This window comes from Pseudomonas cremoris (assembly GCF_014230465.1).
Genome location: NZ_JAAXCY010000005.1, coordinates 422092 through 445846, shown reverse-complemented (window position 1 = coordinate 445846; position 23755 = coordinate 422092). Strand labels below are relative to the sequence as shown.

Sequence of the window (23755 nt, the reverse complement as noted above, 5' to 3'; positions counted from 1 at the left end):
TATTTCGTTGAAGATCGAGCTCGCCATGTCCATACGTCGTCCCCTCGCCGCGGTACTCGGGTTGCTGGCCTTTTCTGTCGCCGTGAGTGCAGAGGCTCAAGAAACCGTACGCATCGGTTACCAGAAGTCCTCCACCCTGATCACGTTGCTGAAAACCCAAGGCACCCTGGAAAAAGCCCTCAAGGCCGACAATATCGACGTGAGCTGGCACGAATTCCCCAGCGGCCTACCGCTGCTGGAGGCGCTGAACGTGGGCAACGTGGACATCAGCGCCGATGTCGCCGACACCGTGCCGATCTTCGCCCAGGCGGCCCAGGCCAAACTCACTTACTTTGCCCAGGAAGCGCCCTCACCGTCGGCCCAGGCCATCGTGGTGCGCAAGGATTCGCCGATCCAGCAACTGAGCGACTTGAAAGGCAAGAAAATCGCCGTGACCAAGGCGGCAGGCACCCACTATCTGTTGATCGCGGCGCTGGCCAAGGCAGGCCTTGAGTTCTCCGATATCGAACCGGCGTACCTGACCCCCGCCGATGGCCGCGCCGCCTTCGAGAACAACAAAGTAGACGCCTGGGTCACTTGGGAACCCTTCCTTACCAGCGTGCAGCGTCAACTGCCCACACGCACCCTGGCCGACGGTACTGGCCTGGCCAGCTACAAGCGTTACTACCTGACCGGCACGCCGTACGCCAAGGCGCACCCAGAAGTATTGAAGGTGGTGTATGAGCAGTTGGAGAAAGCGGGCAAGTGGGTGAAAACCCACCCGCAGGACGCGGCGAAAGTGCTCGGCCCGCTGTGGGGCAACCTGGACGTAGCCACGGTGGAAGCGGCGAATGCACACCGCAGCTATCTGGTGCAGCCGGTGACGTTGGATCAGTTGGGTGAACAGCAGAAGATTGCCGATGCGTTCTTCAAGGCCGGGCTGCTGCCCAAGTCAGTCGACGCACAGGACGTACAAACCTGGAAGCCTTGAGATCTAGCTGATAGTTGAAGATCCAAATGTGGGAGCGGGCTTGCTCGCGAAAGCGGTGTGTCAGTCAGCACATTTATTGGCTGATCCACCGCCTTCGCGAGCAAGCCCGCTCCCACATTTAAACCGAGCCCGACACATCACCTTGGTCGGCTATCAGTTACGGGCAACCCCCTGCCCAAATCGCTGGATCGCCAGGCAATACAAAATCAACGCCAGCGCCGCCATCAACCCGCCCGCCGCGCCGATCCAGGCGAAGCCAAAGTGGCTGCCGACCCAACTGCCCATCAGTGCGCCGCCGCCGATACCGATGTTGTAGATACCGGAAAACATCGCCATGGCCACGTCGGTGGCATCCGGTGCCAGCACCAGCACCTTGGACTGCATCGCCAGGCCAAAGCCCATGATCGCCATGCCCCAGAAAATGCTCAGCACCACCAGGTACGACTCGGCACCGCTCAATGGCAGCAGCAGCGCCAGGCACGCAGCCAGGATAAACACCGCGCCGACCACGAACAGGTGCGGGTTGAAGCGGTGTACCAGGCTGAACAGCAGCGAGCCGATAATGCCCGCACCACCAAACACCAGCAGGATCAGGGTCACGGCGCTGCCGCTCATGCCGGCCACGCCTTCGACGAAGGGTTCGATGTAGCTGTAGGCGGTGAATTGCGCAGTGACGGTCATCGCGGTCAGCACGTACAACGCCACCAGCGCCGGGCGCTTGAACAGCAACGGCAGGCTGCGCAGGGAACCGGAGTTCTGGCTCGGCAGCGGCGGCAAGGTGCGGGCCAGCCAGAACACCAGCGCAGCAGCGAAGGCACCGATCACCAGGAAGGTGGTGCGCCAGCCCATGGCTTCTCCCAGCAAACGGCCCAGCGGAATGCCCAATACCATCGCCAGCGACGTACCGGTGGCCAGCAGGCCGAGGGCTTGCACCTGCTTGCCCTCCGGCGCCAGGCGCACCGCGAGGGACGCCGTGATCGACCAGAACAGTGCGTGGGATAGCGCGATACCGATCCGACTGAGCATCAGGATGCCAAAGCTGGTGGCGATGCTGGAAAGCACATGGCTGGCGATAAACAGGCCGAACAGCACGATCAGCAATTTGCGCCGTTCGACGTTGCGGGTCAGCAGCATCACCGGCAACGAGGTGAGGGAGACGATCCACGCGTAGATGGTCAGCATCAACCCGACGCTGGACACCGGCATGTCGAAGCTGGCGCCAATGGCACTGAGCAGCCCGACGGGCACGAATTCGGTGGTGTTGAACACAAAGGCGGCCAGCGCGAGGGCGATGACCGGTTGCCAATTGGCTTGGGGGGTTGCGGCTGAAATGCTCATTGAAGGGCGCGGTACTCGGACGATGATCAAGCGGCCACCCAGGACAAGCGCCGCCGCCGAGTATTCTATAGGTTTCTCGGCGGTCTGTTGACGCTGAAACTGATCAAAAAGCCATCAGTTTCATCACGGCGCGGTCATGGTGACGATGTAGGCCCCCGACTGAATTGGCTTTCCACGGGAGTCCACGAGCTTGTACCGCTGGTCGTAATACCGTCCTTCACCACTGTCGCTCACCAACTTGACGTTGACCGGCGCATTGCCAACCGCCTGCACGCTGCGGATGGTTTGTACATCGAACTGATTGCCGCGAAAGGCCTGCGGGCACCCTCTCAGCTCTAAAGTTGAGCCGTTCGATGCACCGGCCTCGCAGCCCGGCGCCACAACACTGCCACGAAATTGAATCACGCCGCTGGCCAGGCAACTCCCCGCCCACATCGCGAGCAAGCCGGTAGCCAATGACAAACACTTGATGTTCATGTCGACGCTCCTTCTTGGGTAGTTAAGAAGGTCATCGACACATCAGGGGCGGACTTTAGGCCTTTTGGTCTCCTTAATCGCGCTGGGCGGCGAGGTCGGCGTTGATCACCACCAGGTCAAAGCGCAGGTCGCCGTACTCCAGCAAGGCCGACATCTCATCCAGGCTCGATACCGGGGCGATGGCGTAATAACCCTGGCGATTGAAGTCCCGTTCCAGCCTCAGGCGTTCAGGGTGCGCCGGGTCGACAATCATGATGCGCAGACGTTTGTTGATCATGGCTGGCTCCGGCGGCGCTGTTGCGCGCTGTCTTGCAGCCAGCGCAACAGGTCGGCCCCGCCCATGGGGCGTGCGTGCCAGTAGCCCTGGCCCTGGGTGCAGCCCAATTCCAGCAACTGCTGTTGCTGCTCGGCGGTTTCGATGCCCTCCACCACCACCGACATGTCCAGCGTCTTGCCGAGGGCCAGCGTACTGCCGATGACCGCACGGCAACGAGGCTCATGGGCCAGGCCACGCACGAACTCGCCGTCGAGCTTGATCTCGGTGAACGGTAGCTGGCACAGGCGCTGCAACGATGAGAACCCTGCGCCAAAATCGTCGATGGACAGCCGACAGCCCAGCATGCGCAAACGCACCAGGTTTTCCAGGGACACGGCGGGTACTTCCAGCAGGCCGCTTTCGGTGAGTTCAAAGGTGATACCGCTGCACGGGGCCTGGTAGGCGGCCAGCATGCCCTTGATGTGGGCGGTCAACCCGGCATCCGCCAATTGCGCCGCTTGCAGGTTGAACGCCAGGTCCAGCGTCAACCCCTGCCCTTTGGCCTGGCGTTGCAAGCCCAAGGCTTGGCGCATCAAGGCGAACAACAACTCGTCCATCAGGCCGCACTGCTCCATCGCCGGCAAAAACACCGCAGGCGACAGCATGCCCCTGAACGGATGATTCCAGCGCGCCAACACTTCCACCCCGAGTACGTCGCCGGTGTGCAAATCAAACTTGGGCTGGTAGTAGGCCTCAAGTTGCTGATCGAGGATGGCCTGGCGCACCTGCGGTTCATCGGCAATGTCCAACGGTGGCCGCGCCTCAAGCACCACCGGGCGTTTGCTCAACGCAAGTTCCAGCAGCGGTTGCAGGGTTTGCGCCTGTAACGGCTTGCTGATGTCGCCCAACATGTTCACCCCCAACAACGCGCCCATTTGCCGCACGGCGCGACGCACATCCCAAGGCAAACCACTGCAGACAATGATCGCCCCCACCTGCCCGGTGGCACTGATGCGCTGGATAAATTCCAGGCCATCCATCCCGTCCATTTGCAGGTCGCACACCACCACATCCACGTACCCCGCGCGTTGCAGCGCGGCCAGCGCGTCTTCACCGTTGGCCGCTTCCAGCACCTCGCCGCAGCCCAGTTGCTTCAATAGGCTGACGGCGACGGAGCGTTGGAACAGATGGTCTTCGAGCACCAGTACCCGAAGCGAGAGAAATGACATGGCAAGGCCTCAGTAGGAGTCGACAGGCAGAAAGTTCAAGAAACCCGCCCATGACCTTGCGTCAGAGGCGGATAGCCATAAAGCGCGGCTTACCAGGCGTAGCGATACCCCAAGGTCACGCCCCACGGCTGTTCAATCGAACTGCCCTTGGCGTATTCGGCGTCCAGCGAGACCTTGCTGTTCTGAGTGACCTTGGCGATGCCGCCAAAACCCAGCTCGACCCGATTGCCCTGCAGCTCGGCATCCAGGCGGCTGCCATTGACGTTGACCTTGCTGTTACCGGCATGCTCGGTGATCAGCGAGGCTTTCACATACGGCTGCACCTGCATGCCGTTATCCAGTTGAATGTCGCGGCCAAACAACGAGCCCACACGACTTTGCAAGGAGTCCAGGTCATCGGTCTTAACCTTCAAGCCATTACTCGCGGTGTAGCTCGCGCCTTGGGTGCGGGACACGCTCAGCGCCACTTGCGGCTCGACAAACCAGCCCTGGTCCAGCGCGATGTGCTTGCCGACTTCCACGCTGGCACCGAGGCCATTGGTGTCGTAGGACGCCTTGACCGAGTTGCCCAGGTTGGTCGGGGTTTTGATCTCATTGTTGAGACGGTTGTACTTGATCACGCTGTCGACGTAGACGCCGCTGTCGTCCAGGTAGGTGGCATAGGCGCCGACCATCTTGCTGTCGATCTCGCCGGAGGCGCCTTCACCGAAGTTCAGGTCAGACTTGGCCGTACCGACCATGCCACCGACGTAGACTTTGCCGCCATTAAGCTGGATCGCCTTGTCGGCACCGACTTCCACCCCGCTGATGTTCTGCTGGTAGGCGCGGCTGGATTTTTCACTCACATCAAATTGCTTGCCAATGGCGCGGGTCCATACGCCGCCTTCGTCCTTGCCCATGCGCAATTCGCCCAGGCGCTTGACCAGGGCATCCATTTGCGAGGTCCACATGGCCGCGCCCGCAGTGTGGGCCGCAATGGCGGCGTTGGCGCCCTTGGAAAGATCGCCGGGGCCTGGGTTGGCGCTGCCGGTGTTGCTCAGGAACCAGTCGTCACCGTCTTTGCCCAGGGTGTAGCGGAACGCGCCGGCGTCCACATGGCCGCCGTATAACCCGAATTTGGCGTCACCACCGTTGGTATCGACCACGCGCAACACATCGTCGGCGTTCTTTGGCGACAGGCCCGAATCCTCGATAAACAACGTGTGATTGCCCGTGGCGCCGCCGGCTGCGGTCACCACCAGCAAGTCACCTTCAAGGGTGGCCAGGTTGGTGTTCATCTGGAAGCCGCCTGTGCCTGCCAATTTGTCGGTGGTCAGGGTCTTGAACAGGCCGTCGGCGTGGTCAAAGTTGACGCGGCCGTCTTGCAGGTTCAAGGACTGGATCGACGAGTTGCCGGTCATCTGCCACACGCTCGCCCCACGGAGGTCAAGCTGGTTGATGCCTTGGCCGGCGCCAGTCCAGTGAGTGGCGTTCTGCAAGCTGAAATCGGCGACGAAATCCGGGTCGCTGGCAGCATTGATATCGCCCTTGAGCACCGAACCGTTGGCCACCAGGGTGCTGCTGCCGAGATTCGGCACGCCCGGGGTCATCGGGCTCAGGTCGAACAGTACGCCGCTTTGACCGTCAATCAACGAGTTGTTGATCACAAACTCATGGCTGCCATCGCCGCTTACGCTGATGGCCGAACCGGTCTTGTTGGTCAGTTGACTGCCACTCACTTCAAAACGGTTGTGGGTGCCTGTGGCCGCAGTCGAAACCATGGCGTGGCCTGAGGAGTCGATCTCGGAATTGGCGATCACGATGTCACCACCGTTATACGCGGCGACAGCATGGGCCTCAGCGCCACGGGTAGTGATCTTGCCGTTGGTGAACGTCACCTGGCTGCCGACGCCGAAGGCCAGCAGCCCGTAGGACTGGCCGCCGCTGGTATCAATGACAACGTGATCGGCAACCACGCTCGAACCGTTGCCATCGGCCACCAGTGCTCGGGAAAACGCGCCACTGGTGCTGACTGCCACATTGGACAAGTTAACCGCACCGCCAGCTTGCGCCTTGGCGCCTTCGGCAATCAGCCCGGCGGTGCTGATCGTACCGTTGCTGAAATTGACCAGGCTGCCGACGCCTTCCGAGGACACTCCGGCGGAGCGGTCGCCCGCCGTGGTGAGGTTGACACCCGTGGCATCAATCAAGCCGCCGAACACTGTCTGCAAGCCGATGGACTGGGCGCCGAGTGTCTGCACCTGGGTACCCGCCAGGTAAACCTTGCCGCCAGACCCGGCCCGCACGGCCTCGGCGTTGCCACCGCTGGTGGTGATCGAACCACCCTGCACGCCGACCACCGAGTCAGCACCGCCGACCACCACGCCCCGGCTGTAAGCACCGGCAGTGCTGACCGCTACATCGTTGAGCAGGATGCTCCCGCCACCGGCCATGGCCATCACCGCATCGCTGACGGTATTGGTGGTGGTGACGCTGCCGCCGTTCATTTCAATCGAACTGGCATCGATGGTCATGATGCCCACACTGCCCTGCCCGGTCGCCAGTACCGAGGTGTTGTTCAGAATGATCCCAGCCCCACCGGAGGCCGCCGCGCCCGCCGTGGTGTTGCCGTCTACGCCGCCATCTACCTGGATGCTGGAGTTGGATAATTCCACCAGGCTGCCGGTCTCGGCCTGAATGCCGCGCCCCAGGGTGCCGGTGGTGTGAATCGTCAGGTTATCGGCCTTGATATGCGCGCCATTGTGGGCCGACAGCGCATGGGAGGTGCGCCCGCTGGTGTTGATCGTGCCACCCTGGTAGGTCACCAGGCTGCCTGCGCCATCGGCCAGGACGCCCACCGAATGCAGGCCGGAGCTGATGAGGTCGACATTGGTCACGGTGAGGGTGTCACCGTTTTGGGCCGCGACGACAGGGGATTCGTCGCCGATAGTCTCGATGACCTGGTCACGGATATCGGAGTGGGCCGCGAATGCCGTGTTCTCAGCCAGGGCCATCACCGACAGCGCGATGCTAGCCGCCAATAGGGACTTCTTCATAGTTACCTCCAGGGTGATCATTGGGCGAGCGATCCTTGGCTCTTGTCTGGAGGACAATTTAGGGATGAGGGAGGAACTGGCGCGTAGGCGCCATCCTTGCGACTTGTAGGAAATTTCCCAGGCAACTTGATTTGAACGCGGTCCAAATGTGGGAGCGGGCTTGCTCGCGAATACGGTGGGTCAGATAAAGATTTGCTGACTGACACACCGTATTCGCGAGCAAGCCCGCTCCCACACAAGCCCGCCCCCCTATTTTGGATTGTGCCAGGCGTTAAACCAGGTAGGTTTCCAGGCGTTGTTCCATCTGCTCCATGGCCTGTTGCAAGCCATCCACGGCTTCGGTCAACAACGCGGTGTTGAGTCCTTCACAGGCGGTTTCCAGGGTTTCACACGCCTGAATCAAACGCTGCGCCTTGATGATCCGTGCGCCACCTTTGACCCGGTGCGCCAGGTCGGCCAGCCCGGTGACGTCGTGCTGAGTGAACAGTTGCATCAGGCGCGACATGTCTTGTTGGTTACTGGTGGCCAGATCTTGCAGCAGGCTTTTGATCGAGGCGGCGTCGCCACGGCTGAGTTGTTCCAGGCTGGTGAGGTCGATGTCGTCGGGCACGACGTGGGTGGGCAGCGGCGCGCTGTCGGGGGTCAAGGCGTCGAGGCGGGCGCTGAGGTCTTGCAGGCTGATGGGCTTGAACAGGCAGTCGTCCATGCCCGCAGCCAGGCAGCGGTCTTTTTCTTCGGGTTGGGCGTTGGCGGTCAGGCCGAGGATCAGCCCGGCAGGCAGGCTTCTGGCGCGCTCTTCGTCGCGAATCGCGCGGGTCAGGTCGTAGCCATTCATCAACGGCATGTTGCAGTCGGTGATCACCACGTCGAAGTGTTGCCCTCGCCAGGCGCGCAGGCCGTGGGCGCCGTCTTCGGCGTCGAGCACGCGGTGGCCGAGGTAGTGCAGTTGTTGGGTCAGCAACAGGCGGTTGGCCGGGTAGTCGTCGATCACCAGTATGTTCAGGGCCTGGGACGCGGGTTGCTGCACCGGTTCAACGACGGGCGGGGTTTGCAGGGCGACGAGCGTGGGCAAGCTAACGCGCATTTCCACTTGAGTACCCTGCCCCAGCACGCTATGCAGCACCAGGCTGCCGCCCATCATTTCGCACAGGGTGCGGCTGATCATCAGGCCCAAGCCCGAACCGCCACGCGCTGACTGGCCAGAGTTGTTGGCCTGGGCAAACGGGCTGAACAGGCGCTGCTGGTCGTCCTGGGAAATACCGCTGCCGGTGTCTTCCACCCGCAGGCAGATTGCCAGGCGTTCGTCACCCTGGCTCGGTTCGGCACTGACCCGCAGGCGCACTTGGCCGTGCTGGGTGAACTTGATGGCGTTGCTCAGCAGGTTGGACGCGATCTGCTTGAAGCGCAGCGGGTCCACCAACACCTCGCGGTTGATACGCGGGTCGAGGTCGAGGATCAGTTGCAGGTGTTTCTGCCGCGCCAGCCCTTCGAAGATTCGTGCTACCGACTCCACCAGTTCACGCAGGTTGGCGCGCTCCGGCGCTAGGGACAGGCGGCCGGATTCGATGCGGGCGATGTCGAGGATATCGCCGATCAAATCCAGCAAGCCACGGGCCGCACCCGAAGCGACTTCGATGGAGAATCGATCGGTGACGCCTTGGTCGGCCTTCTTCATCGCCAGTTCAAGCATGCCGATGATCGCGTTCATCGGCGTGCGGATTTCATGGCTCATGGTCGCCAGGAAGGTGGTCTTGGCACGGTTGGCCGCGTCGGCACCTTCCTTGGCTTCACGCAAGGCTTCGAGCAGGTGCTGGCGCTCGCTGATATCGATCCAGCCGCCGATCATGCCGCTGACCTCACCGTCGCTGCCGCGATACGGCAGCATCCAGTGGTAGATCGTCAGCACGCTGTCCGTGCCCATGGTCAGGCTGCGGTCCTGCACCCTGGGCACGCCTTCGGCCATCACTTGCAAATAGTCTGCATGGTAGGCGGCGGCCTCGTCGGCACTTTTCAGCACGCCTTCGACCACAGTCTTGCCAATCACCGCTTCGCGCTCCACGCCGAAGACTTGCAGGTAGCCGCTGTTGCAGATGCGCAACCGCCCCTCGCGGTCGCGCACATAGATGGGATGCGGCGTGCCGTCGATCAACACGCGCATGAATTCCATCTGGTCGTTCAAGGCGATTTGCGCCTGTTTGCGTTGGCGCATCAGCATGCGCAGGTAAGCGATCCAGCCCAGCGCCACCAGCAGCAACAGCCCCGCCCCGGCAAAGCCTTGCAGGATCAGGGTGCGGTTGCGCAGCCAGTAGCTGTCGTCCACCACAATTTCGCTGCGCCAGCGGTTGGTGACATCGTCCATCTCTTCGGGCGGAATACTCAGCAGGGCTTTTTCCAGGATCGAATACAGCTCCAGCGCACCACGGGAAGTTGCAAAGGCGACCCGCGCCGACTGGGTGCCCACGGTGCTGGTGATACGCAATTGGTCGCGGTACTGGCGCGAGATCATGTAGCGCGCAGTGATCAGCGAATTGACCGCTGCATCGGCCTGCCCGTTGGCCACCAGGGCCATGACCTGCTGGGCATTGTCGGCGTTGACCAGGGTGATCGTCGGGTACTCCTCCACCAGTTGCTCGCGCACCGGGTTGCCATTGATCACCGCCAGACGCTTGCCGGCCATGTCGTCCAGGGTCATGGGGCTGTCGGCGCCGACGCGGCTGACCAGCACGTAGGGCGTGCTGAGGTAAGGCCGGGTGAAACGCAGCTGGCTTTCGCGGGACTGGCTGGGTGTGAGGGTGATCAGCAGGTCGGCGTCTTCGCTGCGGATCTGCTCGATCATGCCCGCCACCGAGTGGGTGCGCTGTACGTCGAATTTCAAGCCAGTGCGCAACGCCACCTTGGCCAGCACATCGGCGCTGATGCCACGGAACTCGCCGTCTTCATTGAAAAACGAAAACGGCAGGAAGCTGTCGTCGATAGCCACCTTCAAGCGCGGGTGGGCGGCCATCCAGCGCTGCTCGCTGGCGCTGAAATTCAGCGCGGTACGCCCCGGCATACTGCCGCCCCCCGCGCTCCAGCGGCGCAGGATGCTCATGCGCTCGCCCTGGGGAATCGCCGCCAGTGCCGTATTGATGATGCGTAGCAGACGATTATTGGCGTTCGCCAGCGCAAAGGAAAAGTTGCTGACTTCCATCTGCGAGAAGTCCGACAGTTGCACGTTATTCAGGTAATTCTTGTTGATCAGGTACTGGGCGCTGATGGAGTCCCCCAGGTACACGTCGGCATTGCCAAAGGCCACGGCGCCAATCGCGCTGAGGGTCGAGGGATACAGCTGCAAGGTCGCCTTGGGGTAGAACGCCTGTACCGCCTGCGGTGGCAGGTAGTGATAAAGCATGGCGATCTTCTTGCCGGCCAGGTCCTGGGTCAGCGTTTGGCTGTTGGCGACCTGCGTGACCAAGGTCGGCTGGTCTTCAGCGTAGGACGTCGACAGCAGCAGGTCGTGATCGGCCTGCTCAAAGCCGTTGGCGGTGCCAAGTAAATCCACCTCGCCCTGCTTGAGTGCTTCGATCACCTCGGCGCGGGAGGCGAAGCGGCGCACTTCGACTTTGGTGCGCAACAGTTCACTGAGCAACTGCGCGTAGTCGGCAGTAAGGCCCTCATAGTCGCGGCCATTGATGGTCATGCCGAACGGCGAATAATCCGGCGCGGATGCGCCCAGCACCAGCACGCCTTTGCTGCGCAGCCATTGCCAGTCGGCTTCCGACAACGACACGCCGTACTCGGCAACGTGGGAGCGGCCCAGCACCTGATAGGTTTCTGAGGTTGCAGCCGCCAGCGCGACGCTATTCACGCTGGCGGCCAGTAGCACGCCCACCAGCCATCTGCGCAGGAAAGTATTCATTCAGACCAGGTTATTACGCTTGGCGAAATCGGCCAGGTACACCACCGACTTGACCTTGAGTTTCTCGATCAGGCGGGTCTTGTAGGTGCTGATGGTCTTGTTGCTCAGCAGCATGGCGTCGCCGATTTCCTTGTTGCTCAGGCCCTGGGACAGTTGTTGCAAAATGGTCAGCTCACGGTCGGACAGGGTCTGGATCAGCTCCAGGTCAGTGGTCTCGGCATCGCTGCGGCGCACAGAGCTGTGGGCCAGGTTAGGGAAAAAGGTGTAGCCGCCCATGACGGCCTTGATCGCCTTGACCAGTTCGTCCATATCGTTGGTCTTGGAGATGTACCCCGCCGCACCGGCTTTCATGCAACGCATGGAGTAAAACAGCGGCGACTGCGAGGTCAGCACCAGGATCTTGCACGAAAGGCCCAGGGCGCAGATGCGGGCGATCACTTCCAGGCCGTCGAGCTTGGGCATGGCGATATCCAGCACGATCAACTCGGGCTCATGCTCGCGAGCCAGCTGTATCGCGTCGGCGCCGTTATCGGCTTCGCCCACGACCTCGAAGCCTTCCTGCTTCAAGAGCATCTTCACCGAGGAGCGAATAAACGGATGATCATCCACGACTAACGCTTTAAACATAACAACCCCTGTGAGACACATCCGCCCCAAAATACACGAGCGCGATCTGAGTGTAGGAAATTTCTTAGAAGTTTGAGCGGCCGTTGGCATGCGCTTCCAGCCAGGGCAGCAGGCGGTAGCCCGCCATTGGCCGTGCCAGGAAATAGCCTTGGCCCAGTTCACAGCCCAGGGCCAGCGCACCGTCAAGGATCCGCGGACTGCCGACGCCTTCGATCACCAGGCTCATGCCGAGAAAATTGGCCAGGGCCAGGGTGCTGCTGACCAGGCTCGGGCAGTGGCGCACAAATTCGCCGTCCAGCTTGAGCTGGTTGAAGGGCAGCTGGCAGAGCAGCTTGAGGGACGAGAAGCCGTTGCCGAAGTCGTCAATGGACAAACCACAGCCCAGCATGCGCAGGCGCAGCAGGTTTTCCTGCACGGCGGGCGAGGCATTTAGCAGGCCGTTTTCGGCGAACTCGAACATCAGGGACGAGCCTGGAAAACCATGCTGACCGAGGGCCCATTGGATATGCGCGACCAAACCACCGTCGAGCAATTGCGACGCGTGCAGGTTGAACGCCAGTTCCAGCGGCAGCGCTTGCCGACGCAGCACAACCATAAGGCTAAGGCCCTGCTCCAGCAGTTGCTTGAACATGTCGTCGATCAGGTCGTAGGCCAGCACGGCGGCAAGGAAGTCTTCGGGCAACAGCACGCCCCGCGCCGGATGCTCCCAGCGCACCAGGGCTTCTACACCGGCCAGTTGGCCGGTGCGCAGGGCGAATTTGGGTTGGAACCAGGCGCGAAACTCACCCAGGGCCAGGCCACGCTGGATCTCCAGCTCACTGGGCAAGGGTTTGACGGAAGAAGAGGCCATGCTTACCAACCACTTTGCAGGTGCGAAAGCGGTGATAGTGGCCGGGAATAATCCGAATCTGTAAGGGAAGCTTCCTGCTGTTATGTAGGAAATTTCCCAGAGATTATTAAGGGTCGACTTGCCCCATCAATTCCGGAATCGATTCCGGCCGCTTGGCGTAGCGTTGGGCCAGTGCCGCGCAGACCATCAACTGGATCTGGTGGAACAGCATCAGCGGCAGGATCAACACGCCCATGGTCGCCCCGGCGAACAACACCTGGGCCATTGGCACACCGGTCGCCAGGCTTTTCTTCGAACCGCAGAACAGGATAGTGATGCGGTCTTCCTGGTTAAAACCAAAGGCCTTGCCCAATACGGTCGAGGCCACCAGCACCAACGCCAGTAATACGCAGCACGCCACCACCAGGCCGCCCAGTTCCCACAGCGGGATCTGGTGCCAGATGCCTTCGTTGACCGCTTCGCTGAACGCGCCGTACACCACCAGCAGGATCGAGCCCTGATCGACGAATTTGAGCCAGGATTTATTGCGCCCGACCCACTCGCCGATCCAGCGGCGGGCGATCTGCCCGGCGATAAACGGCAGCAACAGTTGCACGCTGATTTTGAGGATGGCATCGACGGTAGAACCGCCCTCCCCGTGCACGTTGAGCAACAGGGTCACCAGCAACGGCGTGAGAAAGATGCCGAACAGGCTCGACGCCGCCGCGCTGCAAATCGCCGCCGGGATATTGCCCCGCGCCAGGGAGGTGAAGGCAATTGCCGACTGCACCGTGGCCGGCAAGGCGCAGAGATAGAGCATGCCCATGTACAGGTCTTTGCCGATCAGCGGTGACAGCACCGGCTTGAGCGCCAGGCCCAGCAGCGGAAACAGCACGAAGGTCAGGCTGAACACCAGCAAGTGCAGGCGCCAATGCCCGGCACCGGCCACGATGGCCTGGCGCGAGAGCTTGGCGCCGTGCAGGAAAAACAGCAGCGCAATCGCCAGGTTGGTCACCCAGCCAAAGGCCACGGCGGTCTGGCCGCTGGCGGGCAGCAGGGAGGCGAGGATCACCGTGGCGATCAGGGTGAGGGTGAAGTTGTCGGGCAGAAAACGCGGGCGGGTCATAAGCAAATCTTCCAGGGGTTGCCAAGAGCATCGTCGCGACTCTAACGTAACGCCTTGTTACCGACTAACGCCAATGAGCCAACAAATGCCGCCTAAAGGACATGACAAGACCGTCCGCCGCAGTGTGCCCGGGCTTTCCAGCCTGCCACGCCCGGTGTATGGGCGCACCGAATCCTTGCCTAATCGTGCACTGACCCGGCGGCACAGCCACCCGTGGGTGCAATTGTCCTACGCAATTTCCGGGGTGCTGGAGATCCAGACAGGCGTCGGCCGCTTCGTCGCCCCGCCCCAGCGTGCGGTATGGATTCCCGCAGGCGTGCCGCACCGGGTGTTCAGCTCGCCCCACACCGAAATGCGCAGCCTGTACCTCGATTGCAGCGTCACCGCCTGGGCCAGCGAGCGTTGCCATGTGCTGGAGGTGAGCAGCTTGCTGCGCGAATTGATCCGCAGCTTCAGCGAACTGCCGGTGGAATATGCCGAGGACGGGCCGGATGGGCGCCTGGCCCAGGTGGTGCTGGACCAGTTGGCGGCGGCGCCGCAAGTGGACTTGATGCTGCCATTGCCGCTGGACCCGCGCTTGCGCCAGATCTACCGCAGCTTGAACGCACACCCGGAGCAGCAGACCACGCTGGGGCAGTGGAGCCAGAAGCTGGGGGTGAGTGAGAAGACCTTGAGCCGGCTGTTCTTGAGTGACACCGGGCTGACGTTTCGTGCGTGGCGCCAGCGGTTGCGGTTGTTGACTGCCCTGCCGGCTTTGGAGCAAGGCGAGCGCGTGACGGACGTGGCGTTGGGGTGTGGGTATGAGTCGACGTCGGCGTTTATCAATGCGTTTCGGCAGCAGTTTGAGGCCACGCCTGGGGAGTTTTTTCGCTGATGTATCAGATGTAGGCGATCCAAATGTGGGAGCGGGCTTGCTCGCGAATGCGCTGGGTCAGGTGATAAATCTCTGACCGATACACCGCTTTCGCGAGCAAGCCCGCTCCCACATTTTGATTTGTGCAGGCCTGTTAGATAGGGGACTTGGCCAGAATGGCCTGGAGCAGCACATCCGCCCCCGCCGTCGACCATTCCTGGGAAATCTCTTCCGCCTCGTTATGGCTAAGCCCATCCACACACGGCACAAAAATCATCGCTGTCGGCGCCACCTTGTTCAGGTAGCAGGCATCATGCCCGGCACCGGAAATCATCGGTCGATGGCTATAGCCCAGCGCCTCGGCCGAGGCCCGCACCACCTCGACACAGTCAGCGTCAAACGCAATCGGCGCGTATTGGAAGATCTGCTTCACGCTGTGCTGCAAACCAATCCCTTCGGCGATCTGCGCCACGGCGTCGCGTAGCTGCTGATCCTGACGCGCCAACACCGCTTCATCCGGGTGACGGAACTCCACGCTGAAAAACACCCGCCCCGGTACCACGTTGCGCGAGTTGGGGAAGATATTCGCCATGCCGACGGTCGCGCGCCCTTCGGCGCCCTGCTCCAGGCCCAGGCCGTTGACCGCCTCGACCACGCGAGCAAAGCCGAGCAAGGCATCCAGGCGATGGTCCATGGGTGTGGTCCCTGCGTGGGCACTGCGGCCGGTCAGTTCCACTTCGTACCAGCGTTGACCTTGGGCACCGGTAACGACGCCGATGGTGATGTTCTGCGCCTCAAGGATCGGGCCTTGCTCGATATGCAGTTCAAACGCGGCATGTATCGCTTGGCCGCCAACCGGATGGGGCCCGGCGTAGCCAATTTCTTGCAGCGCCTGGCCAATGGTCACGCCCGACTTGTCCTCGCGTGACAAACCGTACTCCAGGTCAAACACACCGGCGTAGACGCCCGACGAAATCATCGCCGGAGCAAACCGCGAGCCTTCTTCGTTGGTCCAGTTGACCACTTCGATGGGCCGGTCGGTTTCGATGCCCAGGTCATTCAGGCTGCGCAGCACTTCCACCCCGGCGAGCACGCCATAGATGCCGTCGTACTTGCCGCCAAAGGGTTGGGAGTCGCCGTGGGAGCCGGTGATCACCGGGGCCAGATGGTCATGCCGACCGGCACGCCGGGCGAAGATATTGCCCATGGCGTCCACGCGGATGCTGCAGCCAGCGGCCTCGCACCAGTGCACAAACAGGTCGCGGCCTCGACGGTCTTCATCGGTCAGGGCCAGGCGCGATACGCCGCCCTTTTCGGTGGCGCCGATTTGCGCCATTTCCATCAGAGAGCCCCACAGGCGCTCGCCATTCACCCGCGCCAGGTTATTCATGAGGTTTGGCCCGATAACGGAAATCACAGTGGTGCGCGCCGCCCATGATGGTCTGGGTGCGGGTCAGTTCAATGTCCGGGTTATAGCCGACGATAAACAGCTCGTCGCGATTGCACGACAGCAAGTGGCCGATCTCGCCCAGGCCCATCTCGTTGTACATCTCGGCGTAGCGGCAGCGCTTGACGTCGTAGTCGTAGTGCTCGGCATCGCTGGCGATGATCTCGACTTTCAGCGCGTCGTCCTTCTCCCACAGCACTTGCAGCTCGACGAAGCTCTTGAGGTCGGGGTTTTCTTCCAGCGCGGCAAAATGCTTGCCCGCCTGGATCGCCGCGTTGCCCACCGCCTCGCCGATCACCGCTGCGGCAAACGCCTGGCCCTGCTCGCGCTTGAGAATCTCGTAGATCGGCTTGATGATTTCGGCCTCGATGCGCCGCCGGGCCAGGATGCCCAGTTCACCTTCCAGTTTGCTCATTGTGTGCCTCCATCAGCTCCACAGCATCGGGCGCCCCAAGGCGCCCGACAAAACGATTACTTGCCGCCTGCCACGCTGACCGGCTGCCATTGGTTGGCCTTGACCTGGTAAACAGTGAACGACGGTTTCTTCAAGTTGCCTTCGGCATCGAACGCAATGGTGCCGGTCACGCCCGGGTAGCTGATGGCACGCAAGACCGGCAGGTATTTCTGCGGGTCAACCGAGTCGGCCTTCTCGATGGCCGCGACCAGCACGCCCACGCCGTCATAGGCGAACGGGGCATGCAGTTCGATACCGTGCTTGTAGCGTTCTTTGTACGCCTGCTCAAACGCCTTGCCGCCGGGCATCTGCGAGATCGCCAAGCCCGGCTCCAGGGCAATCACGCCCTCGCCTTCGTTCTGCGCCAGCTCCAGGAAGGTCTGGCTGACAAAACCACCGGCGCCCATCAATGGCGCCTTGATGCCCAGCTGCTTGATGCGACGGGCCAGCGGTGCGGCCTGGGAGTCAACGCCGCCGAAGAAGATCAGGTCCGGGTTCTGGCTGCGGATATTGGTCAGCACGGCGCTGAAGTCGATGGTTTTGTCGTCCACGTACTCACGGCCCACCACCTTGGCGCCACCGGCCTCGATGGATTTGACGAACTGGTCCGCCAGGCCCTGGCCGAACGCGGTACGGTCGTCGATTACAGCGATGCGCTTGGCCTTGAGTGTGTTCAACGCATAGTCGCCGGCGACCTGACCGCCATCGTCGTCATGGCCCATGATGCGAAAGCTCGTATCAAAGCCCTGCTGGGTGTACGCATGACCTGTAGCCACCGGAGCGACCTGGGCGATCCCGGCATCGTGGTACACCCGCGCTGCCGGGATGCTGGTGCCGGTGTTCCAATGACCAACCACGCCGACCACACCTTCATCCACCAGACGCTGGGCCACGGTGACGGCGGTGCGCGGGTCGGACTGGTCGTCCTCGGAAACCAGCTTGAAGGTTACGGCTTCACCGTTGATCTTCGGGTGCTTGGCGTTGGCCTGGTCGATGGCCAACTTGGCGCCGTTTTCCAGGTCCTTGCCGATCCGTGCCGAGGGGCCAGTGAGCGGACCAGCCAGGCCGATCAGTACGGTCTGGTCGGCTTGGGCGACGGCGCTGGCCAGGCTGCTCAGGGCCAGGCCGATCAGTGCGGTTTTCTTCAACGTATTCATCTGTAGTTCCTGCTTCTTTTCGGGCGGGTCGGAACACGCCGGGCGTCCGGTAGCGTCATTGGGTTGTTCATTCACCGAGGTACGCGCTGCGTACTTCGGGGTGTTCCAGCAAATCCTGCGAGGGGCCGGTGAGACTGATACGCCCGGTGTCCATCACGTAGGCGCGGTCGGTGACTTGCAGCGCCAACCGTGCGTTCTGTTCCACCAGCAACAGGGTCATGCCCTGGCGGCAGACGTCGTCGATTACCTGGAAAATCTTCTCCACCATGATCGGCGCCAGGCCCATGGACGGTTCATCGAGGATCAACAAACGCGGGCGCGACAGCAACGCGCGGGCCAGGGCGAGCATTTGTTGCTCGCCGCCCGAGAGCAGGCCGGCGGACTGGTGCAGGCGTTCTTCCAGGCGCGGGAAGTGTTCGTACAGTTGGCGCATTTCGCGCTGCACTTGCTCATTGTCGCGGCGCAAAAATGCGCCGGCCTGCAGGTTTTCCAACACGCTCATGCGCGCGAAAATCCCACGGCCTTCAGGGACCATGGCGATGCCTTGGCGCAGTAGTTTTTCCGGTGCCTGGCCGAGAATCGATTGGCCGGCAAAACGGATCTCGCCCCTGGCCGCCGGCAGCAAGCCGGTCAGGGCCTTGAGACTGGAGGTCTTGCCCGCGCCATTGGCGCCGATCAGCGTGACGCGTTCGCCTTCGTTGATATGCAGGTCGAGGGATTTGACGGCTTCGATGGCGCCGTAGCGCACCTGCAAGCCGTCGACTTTCAAAAGTGCTTCAGACATGCGCACTGGCTCCCAGATAGGCCTGGATCACCGCCGGGTGTTGGCGCACCTCAGCCGGCGGGCCCACGGCGATGACTTGGCCGTAATCCAATACGCTGATGCGGTCGCACACGCCCATCACCAGTTTTACGTCGTGTTCGATCAGCAAGAGCGTGTGGCCATCGTCGCGGATCTTTTCCAGCAGGCCGCGCAGTTGCACCTTCTCGCTGGCGTTCATGCCCGCTGCCGGTTCATCCAGCGCCAACAAACGCGGTTCGGTGGCCAAGGCACGGGCGATTTCCAGGCGGCGTTGGTGGCCGTAGCTCAGGCTGTCGGCGCGGTAATTGGCATAGCCAGCCAGGCCCACATAAGCGAGTAGACGATGGGCGTGGGCGCGGGTCTGCGCCTCTTCTTCCCGCGCGCGGCGGTGCTGGCTCAAGGCAGCCCACAGACCATTGCGGGTGCGCACGTGGCGCCCGACCATGACGTTTTCCAGGGCGCTCATGCTGTTGAACAAACGGATGTTCTGGAAGGTACGCGCGATGCCCGCCTCGGCCACCTGGTGCACGCTGGTGGGCTGGTAGTCGCGACCATCGAGCTGGAAGCGCCCGGAATCCGGGGTGTAGAGCCCAGTCATCACGTTGAAGAACGTGGTCTTGCCGGCGCCATTGGGGCCGATCAACCCGTAGATCTCGCCGGGCTGGATGCTCAGGCTCACGTCGGTCAGCGCCGCGACGCCGCCGAAGTGCTTGTTGACCTTGTCGATCTGCAACAACGGTGCGTTCATCGTGCCACTCCTTTGGGCCACAAACCGGCGGGTCGATAGAGCATCGCCAGGATCAGCGCCAAGCCGTAGAACAGTTGGCGGATGATTTCCGGGTCCACCAGCACCTGGCCGAACAGCGCCTGCTGCAAGGGGCCCATGCTGGCGCGCAAGGCTTCAGGCAAGGCCGCCAGCAACACGCAACCGAGGATCACCCCGGGGATATGCCCCATACCGCCCAGCACCACCATCGCCAACACCGCGATGGACTCGTTGAGGGTGAAGGATTCCGGCGAAACAAAGCCCTGGAACGAGGCGAACAACGCCCCGCTCACGCCGCCGAACGCCGCGCCAATCGCAAACGCCAGCAGCTTCAGGCGCACGGTATTGATACCCATGGCCTGGGCCGCGTCTTCGTCTTCACGGATCGCCACCCAGGCGCGGCCAATGCGCGAACGCTCCAGGCGAATGCAGGCGAACAGGATCAGCACCACCAGCGCGGCAAACAGGTAGTAATAGAGGTACACCGAGGGCAGGCGCAGGCCGAACAGCTCTTGGGTGCGACCGAGGTTCACGCCCAACAGGCTGACCGGGTCGACCTGGGAAATACCTTTGGGGCCATTGGTGATGTTCACCGGGCGATCGAGGTTGCGCAGCAGGATGCGAATGATCTCGCCAAAGCCCAGGGTGACGATGGCCAGGTAGTCACCCCGCAGGCGCAACGTCGGTGCGCCCAGCACCACACCGCAACCGGCGGCGAGCAACGCACCCAACGGCAGGATCAACCAGATCGAGGTGTGCATGCCCGCCGGCAGCAACGCCGCCAACGCGGGAAACTGTTGCAGCAAATGCGGCGACGAAAGCAACGCCGCGAGGTAGGCACCCACCGCGTAGAACGCGATAAAGCCCATGTCCAGCAGCCCCGCGTAGCCGACCACGATGTTCAGCCCGAGGGCGAGCATGATGTACAGCAGGGCAAAATCCAGGGTGCGTACCCAAGTGTTGCCGCCCGCATGGCCGACGATCCAGGGCGCCAGCACCAGTGCAACGGCGAACAGCAACAAGCCCAGGCTGGCGCGCTTATTGGGTGAGAGAGACTTGATCATGCGCGGGTCGCCAAACGTTCGCCCAACAACCCGGAAGGCCGGAACACCAGCACCGCGATCAACACGATGAAAGCGAACACATCCTGATAATTACTGCCGAACACGCCGTTGGTGGCCGCGCCCAGGTAACCGGTGCCCAACGCCTCGATCAAACCCAGCAGCAAGCCGCCGAGCATGGCGCCCTTGAGGTTGCCGATACCGCCCAACACCGCTGCGGTGAAGGCCTTGATGCCGGGCAAAAAACCCATGTAGAAATGCGCGCTGCCGTAGTTGCTGGCCATCATGATGCCGGCCAGTGCCGCCAACGCGCCGCCAATGGCGAAGGTGATGACAATGATGCGGTTGGGGCTGATACCCATCAGGCTGGCGACCTGGGGGTTTTCAGCCACGGCGCGCATGGCCCGGCCGAAGCGCGTGCGCTCGACCAGCACCAGCAACGCGACCATCACCGACAAGGCGATGGCGATGGTGGTCAGTGCCGTGACGTTGGTAATCGCTGGGTGTGCCGATGCGCCCGCCAGTACCTCAATGGGTTCCAGTGGCAGCAGTTGCGGGAACATCTGCGGGTTGCGGGTCCACACCAACATGGCGATGGTTTGCAGCAGCAGCGACACGCCAATACCGCTGATCAATGGCGCCAAACGCGGGGCATGGCGCAGCCGGCGATAAGCGACGCGTTCGATCACCACCGCGAGCACCGCGCAAAAGGCCATGGCGACCACCGTGGCACAGAGCAACACCAGCACTGGCGGCAAGGCCGGCCAGGTCGCCTGCAACAGGCGAATCACCGACAGGCCCACCAGCGCGCCGATCATCAACACATCGCCGTGGGCGAAGTTGATAATTCGCAAGATGCCATAAACCATGGTGTAACCCAGGGCCACCAGCGCGTAGAGACTGCCCGTCATCAAACCGTTGAGCAGTTGTTGGATAAACGCATCCATGAAAACCATCGACCTCAGTGCGTACAAGGGCGGCACACTAAGCATCTATTCTGTTTTTATCAAATATCAGAAAGTAATATGGTTATATCAAAGCTGAAACACGCTATTTATGCCGAAAATACGGCACTTATGACTCTTTATTCGTAGCGAGAGTTGGTATTTAATTCAATACATGAATAAATCAGAACAGTTAGCCAATGACCCTCCCCTGCGTGCCGTGCGCACTTTCGAAGCCTTTGCACGCCATGGTGGGGTGAATGCCGCTGCCCGCGAGCTGGACGTGTCCGCCTCGGCCATCAGCCATCAACTGCATTTGCTGGAAGATTTTTTGCAGCAGCCGCTGACCTTGCGCCAGGGCCGCAACCTGGTGCTGACCGACGAAGGCCGCGAGTACTACCGCGCGATTCGCTCCGCGTTTGCGGTGCTGCGCAGCGCCACTGAGCACGTGCGTGAAAAAAGCGCCACGCGCCAGGTAACCATCAGCCTGATCCCGCTGTTTGGCATCAACCTGTTTATCCCGCGGCTGGCGAGTTTTTTGAAAGACCACCCGGCGCTGGACATCAACGTGACCTACGCCAACCACCGCAGCTACCCCAGCGATGCGGCCGACCTGTCGATCCGCTTTGGTACCGGGCACTGGCCGGGGTATCACAGTGAGCCGCTGATCTCGGGCGCGGTGACGCCGTATTGCAGCCGCGCCTTCCAGGCGCAACACGGGCCTATCGACACACCCCAAGCGTTGAGTGAGTTGCCGCTGCTGCACGACGAAGAGCGAGGCACCTGGGGCCAATGGTTCGAGGCCGCCGAGGTGGATGCCACGGCGTTGAATGGGCTACTGCTGGAGGACGGGCAATTGGCGCTGACGGCCACCCTTACTGGCCTTGGGTGCGCGTTACTGCGCGAGCCGTTGGTGGCGCCATTGGTTGCTAGCGGAGAGTTGGTGAAGCTGTTTGATCTACAGGTCGACGATGGGCGTCAGTACTACCTGTGTCGGCGGGCCAATAGCGAGTTGTCGAGCGAGGGCAATGACTTGTATGACTGGATCAAGCGGAGCCTGGTTGCCGCGCAGCCTTGCGCAGGCCCTGATCCCGATGAGCATTTGGTCTCTACACATCTGTCAAAGACACAAGAGCACCCGTAGTGAGCGGGCTTGCCAACTGGAAAACCGCTATCGGGTACTGGAACGGCAGACTGCAGAAGTGCGCGTTGATCTGCGAACCGCCGGCAATCAACGCTGCGGTGGCGTCAGGGTGAGCGAGGGTAGTCAGGATTTTTAAGACAGCAAAAGAATATCGGAGTCTATTATTATGCAAATTACCCACAAATAGACGCCCGGCTGCTATTGTGCCGCGCTTTGAAAAACCGCTGAACCTGCGAGGAAATGCACGTTGAACACTGACGAAAAAATGACCGGAGACCTGTTCGAGGTGGATAAGCGCCTGTCACTCAAACCCGTGGTGGATTTCAACAGCTACCTGCGCAGCGCGTTCGGCGACGGCCCATGCACCTGCATGCGTTGCACCGCCAGCAAGGGTGATGAAACCGACTACGCGTTCCAACACACCTTCACCTTCGACGGCAGACCTACCCACCGCCGCTTCGCCACCACGGCGGGCAGCGATGTGTTGCAGGTGTTGAAGAAGGCATGGCTGTCGTACACCAAGGTCGAGCTGCCACTGAGCGGCGTGCTGACACTGGATACGGTGAAGGATTTTGTGGACCCGCAACTGCACAAGCGGTTAGCGCCGTTGTTTTTGGCCAGTGGGTTGGTCAAGGATGTAGAGGGAGAGTTGCAGGTACAACCGCAGGCAGCATGACGTTTTAAAGCATCGCAGGATCCCGAGTAGGCGCTGGCTTGCCTGCGATGAAGGGCTGGCCGCCAGGACATTTTTTGGCCGCCTCACCGCTATCGAAGGCCGTCGACAACGTGTCTACGCTTATTTTTTGCAAGTAACCTCGATAGCTCTTGTAGTACACCAAAGCGCAATTGACCCCAGGGGGGGGGCATCCCCCCCAAAACGTCGGGAGAAGCCTCCCACCCTCACGAGAATTACCCACCGCGACTCAAGACAAGGTCCTATAAGTGCCTTGTCCCGGAGCAAGAGAGCACCCCGGCGCAGCCCCGACTTCAGCGCCTGGCTCAGCTCCGATAGCAGTCAACAAATAATGTGAGTGGATTAGTTTCCACCGACCCGCGCCCTCGCTTTCGCAACAATTGCTCATATTTGCGCCAGCCATCCACTTTTTATAGGTTCTAGCCGTGCTCATCGAGAGCACGTCACGACTACCTTCAAACAAAAAAGAGGTTTCAATCATGGGATACATGGCTAGCGCAAACGCAAACAAAATCGCCGAAATGGAAGAGCTGGAACAGGACCAGGCCGATGGGTTCATCGAGACCCTGCAACTGACTGAAACGGAACAAGCAGAGCTGGAAGCCGAGTAAGCAAGTCGAGGAGAGGCAGTGCCTCTCCTCCTTTCCA

The 23755-nt window shown here is 61.5% G+C and carries 21 protein-coding genes; 5 read left to right on the top strand and 16 right to left on the bottom strand.

Translation table 11 applies throughout. The annotated features are described in order from the left end of the window. The first annotated feature begins 25 nt into the window (after window positions 1-25). Window positions 26-970, top strand: a complete 945-nt coding sequence (locus HF257_RS15245) for an aliphatic sulfonate ABC transporter substrate-binding protein (RefSeq protein ID WP_185706880.1) — start codon at window positions 26-28, stop codon at window positions 968-970. Between the two features lie 153 nt (window positions 971-1123). Here the strand turns inward: HF257_RS15245 and HF257_RS15240 are convergent, their stop codons facing one another. The 9 genes from HF257_RS15240 to HF257_RS15200 form a co-directional block, all read right to left on the bottom strand. Beyond that, window positions 1124-2308: a sugar transporter gene (locus tag HF257_RS15240; protein ID WP_185706878.1), complete on the bottom strand. Its 1185-nt coding sequence runs from the start codon at window positions 2306-2308 to the stop codon at window positions 1124-1126. A gap of 123 nt (window positions 2309-2431) precedes the next feature. Next, entirely contained in the window at window positions 2432-2785 is a 354-nt protein-coding gene (locus tag HF257_RS15235; RefSeq protein ID WP_185706876.1) for a type 1 fimbrial protein, read from the bottom strand. 73 nt (window positions 2786-2858) lie between these two features. Beyond that, window positions 2859-3062 carry an ANTAR domain-containing protein gene (locus HF257_RS15230; RefSeq protein WP_185706874.1) on the bottom strand — a complete coding sequence of 68 codons (204 nt, stop codon included), beginning with the start codon at window positions 3060-3062 and terminating at the stop codon, window positions 2859-2861. Further along, window positions 3059-4270 (bottom strand): EAL domain-containing response regulator, encoded by a 1212-nt coding sequence (locus HF257_RS15225; protein WP_185706872.1) that lies wholly within the window; start codon window positions 4268-4270, stop codon window positions 3059-3061. The genes HF257_RS15230 and HF257_RS15225 overlap by 4 nt, the downstream gene beginning before the upstream one ends. 89 nt (window positions 4271-4359) lie before the next feature. Then, window positions 4360-7305 carry an autotransporter outer membrane beta-barrel domain-containing protein gene (locus HF257_RS15220; RefSeq protein ID WP_185706870.1) on the bottom strand — a complete coding sequence of 982 codons (2946 nt, stop codon included), beginning with the start codon at window positions 7303-7305 and terminating at the stop codon, window positions 4360-4362. A 271-nt stretch (window positions 7306-7576) separates the two neighbouring features. After that, on the bottom strand, window positions 7577-11203 hold the full coding sequence (locus tag HF257_RS15215; RefSeq protein WP_185706868.1) for a transporter substrate-binding domain-containing protein: 3627 nt from the start codon (window positions 11201-11203) through the stop codon (window positions 7577-7579). Further along, complete coding sequence (locus HF257_RS15210; protein ID WP_185706866.1) at window positions 11204-11830, bottom strand: response regulator transcription factor; 627 nt, start codon at window positions 11828-11830, stop codon at window positions 11204-11206. Window positions 11831-11894: 64 nt separating this feature from the next. Then, a complete protein-coding gene (locus HF257_RS15205) occupies window positions 11895-12680 on the bottom strand; it encodes an EAL domain-containing protein (RefSeq protein ID WP_185706864.1) in 786 nt (261 codons plus the stop codon). Window positions 12681-12786: 106 nt separating this feature from the next. Beyond that, window positions 12787-13785 (bottom strand): bile acid:sodium symporter family protein, encoded by a 999-nt coding sequence (locus HF257_RS15200; protein WP_012724877.1) that lies wholly within the window; start codon window positions 13783-13785, stop codon window positions 12787-12789. Between the two features lie 85 nt (window positions 13786-13870). On the opposite strand from HF257_RS15200, the gene HF257_RS15195 reads away from it, so the two are divergent. Then, a complete protein-coding gene (locus HF257_RS15195) occupies window positions 13871-14659 on the top strand; it encodes an AraC family transcriptional regulator (protein WP_185706862.1) in 789 nt (262 codons plus the stop codon). A gap of 133 nt (window positions 14660-14792) precedes the next feature. On the opposite strand, the gene HF257_RS15190 is transcribed toward HF257_RS15195, so the two are convergent. From HF257_RS15190 to HF257_RS15160, 7 genes are all read right to left on the bottom strand, one after another. Beyond that, window positions 14793-16028, bottom strand: a complete 1236-nt coding sequence (locus HF257_RS15190; protein ID WP_185706860.1) for a Zn-dependent hydrolase — start codon at window positions 16026-16028, stop codon at window positions 14793-14795. After that, window positions 16021-16500, bottom strand: a complete 480-nt coding sequence (locus HF257_RS15185) for an L-2-amino-thiazoline-4-carboxylic acid hydrolase (protein ID WP_185706858.1) — start codon at window positions 16498-16500, stop codon at window positions 16021-16023. Before HF257_RS15185 ends, HF257_RS15190 begins: the two co-directional genes overlap by 8 nt. A 56-nt stretch (window positions 16501-16556) precedes the next feature. Next, complete coding sequence (locus HF257_RS15180; RefSeq protein ID WP_185706856.1) at window positions 16557-17696, bottom strand: branched-chain amino acid ABC transporter substrate-binding protein; 1140 nt, start codon at window positions 17694-17696, stop codon at window positions 16557-16559. Between the two features lie 67 nt (window positions 17697-17763). Beyond that, complete coding sequence (locus HF257_RS15175) at window positions 17764-18480, bottom strand: ABC transporter ATP-binding protein (RefSeq protein ID WP_185706854.1); 717 nt, start codon at window positions 18478-18480, stop codon at window positions 17764-17766. Further along, window positions 18473-19246 carry an ABC transporter ATP-binding protein gene (locus HF257_RS15170; protein WP_185706852.1) on the bottom strand — a complete coding sequence of 258 codons (774 nt, stop codon included), beginning with the start codon at window positions 19244-19246 and terminating at the stop codon, window positions 18473-18475. The genes HF257_RS15175 and HF257_RS15170 overlap by 8 nt, the downstream gene beginning before the upstream one ends. Beyond that, the gene (locus HF257_RS15165; RefSeq protein ID WP_185706850.1) at window positions 19243-20328 is read right to left on the bottom strand and encodes an ABC transporter permease subunit; all 1086 of its coding nucleotides are present in this window, start codon (window positions 20326-20328) and stop codon (window positions 19243-19245) included. The genes HF257_RS15170 and HF257_RS15165 overlap by 4 nt, the downstream gene beginning before the upstream one ends. After that, entirely contained in the window at window positions 20325-21272 is a 948-nt protein-coding gene (locus HF257_RS15160) for a branched-chain amino acid ABC transporter permease (protein ID WP_185706848.1), read from the bottom strand. Before HF257_RS15160 ends, HF257_RS15165 begins: the two co-directional genes overlap by 4 nt. 172 nt (window positions 21273-21444) lie before the next feature. Between HF257_RS15160 and HF257_RS15155 the strand changes: the two genes are divergently transcribed. From HF257_RS15155 to HF257_RS33435, 3 genes are all read left to right on the top strand, one after another. Continuing rightward, window positions 21445-22413: a LysR substrate-binding domain-containing protein gene (locus tag HF257_RS15155; RefSeq protein WP_233081342.1), complete on the top strand. Its 969-nt coding sequence runs from the start codon at window positions 21445-21447 to the stop codon at window positions 22411-22413. A 247-nt stretch (window positions 22414-22660) separates the two neighbouring features. After that, the gene (locus tag HF257_RS15150; RefSeq protein WP_185706846.1) at window positions 22661-23089 is read left to right on the top strand and encodes a hypothetical protein; all 429 of its coding nucleotides are present in this window, start codon (window positions 22661-22663) and stop codon (window positions 23087-23089) included. A gap of 506 nt (window positions 23090-23595) precedes the next feature. Beyond that, window positions 23596-23718, top strand: a complete 123-nt coding sequence (locus HF257_RS33435; RefSeq protein ID WP_269836830.1) for a hypothetical protein — start codon at window positions 23596-23598, stop codon at window positions 23716-23718. Window positions 23719-23755 lie beyond the last annotated feature (37 nt).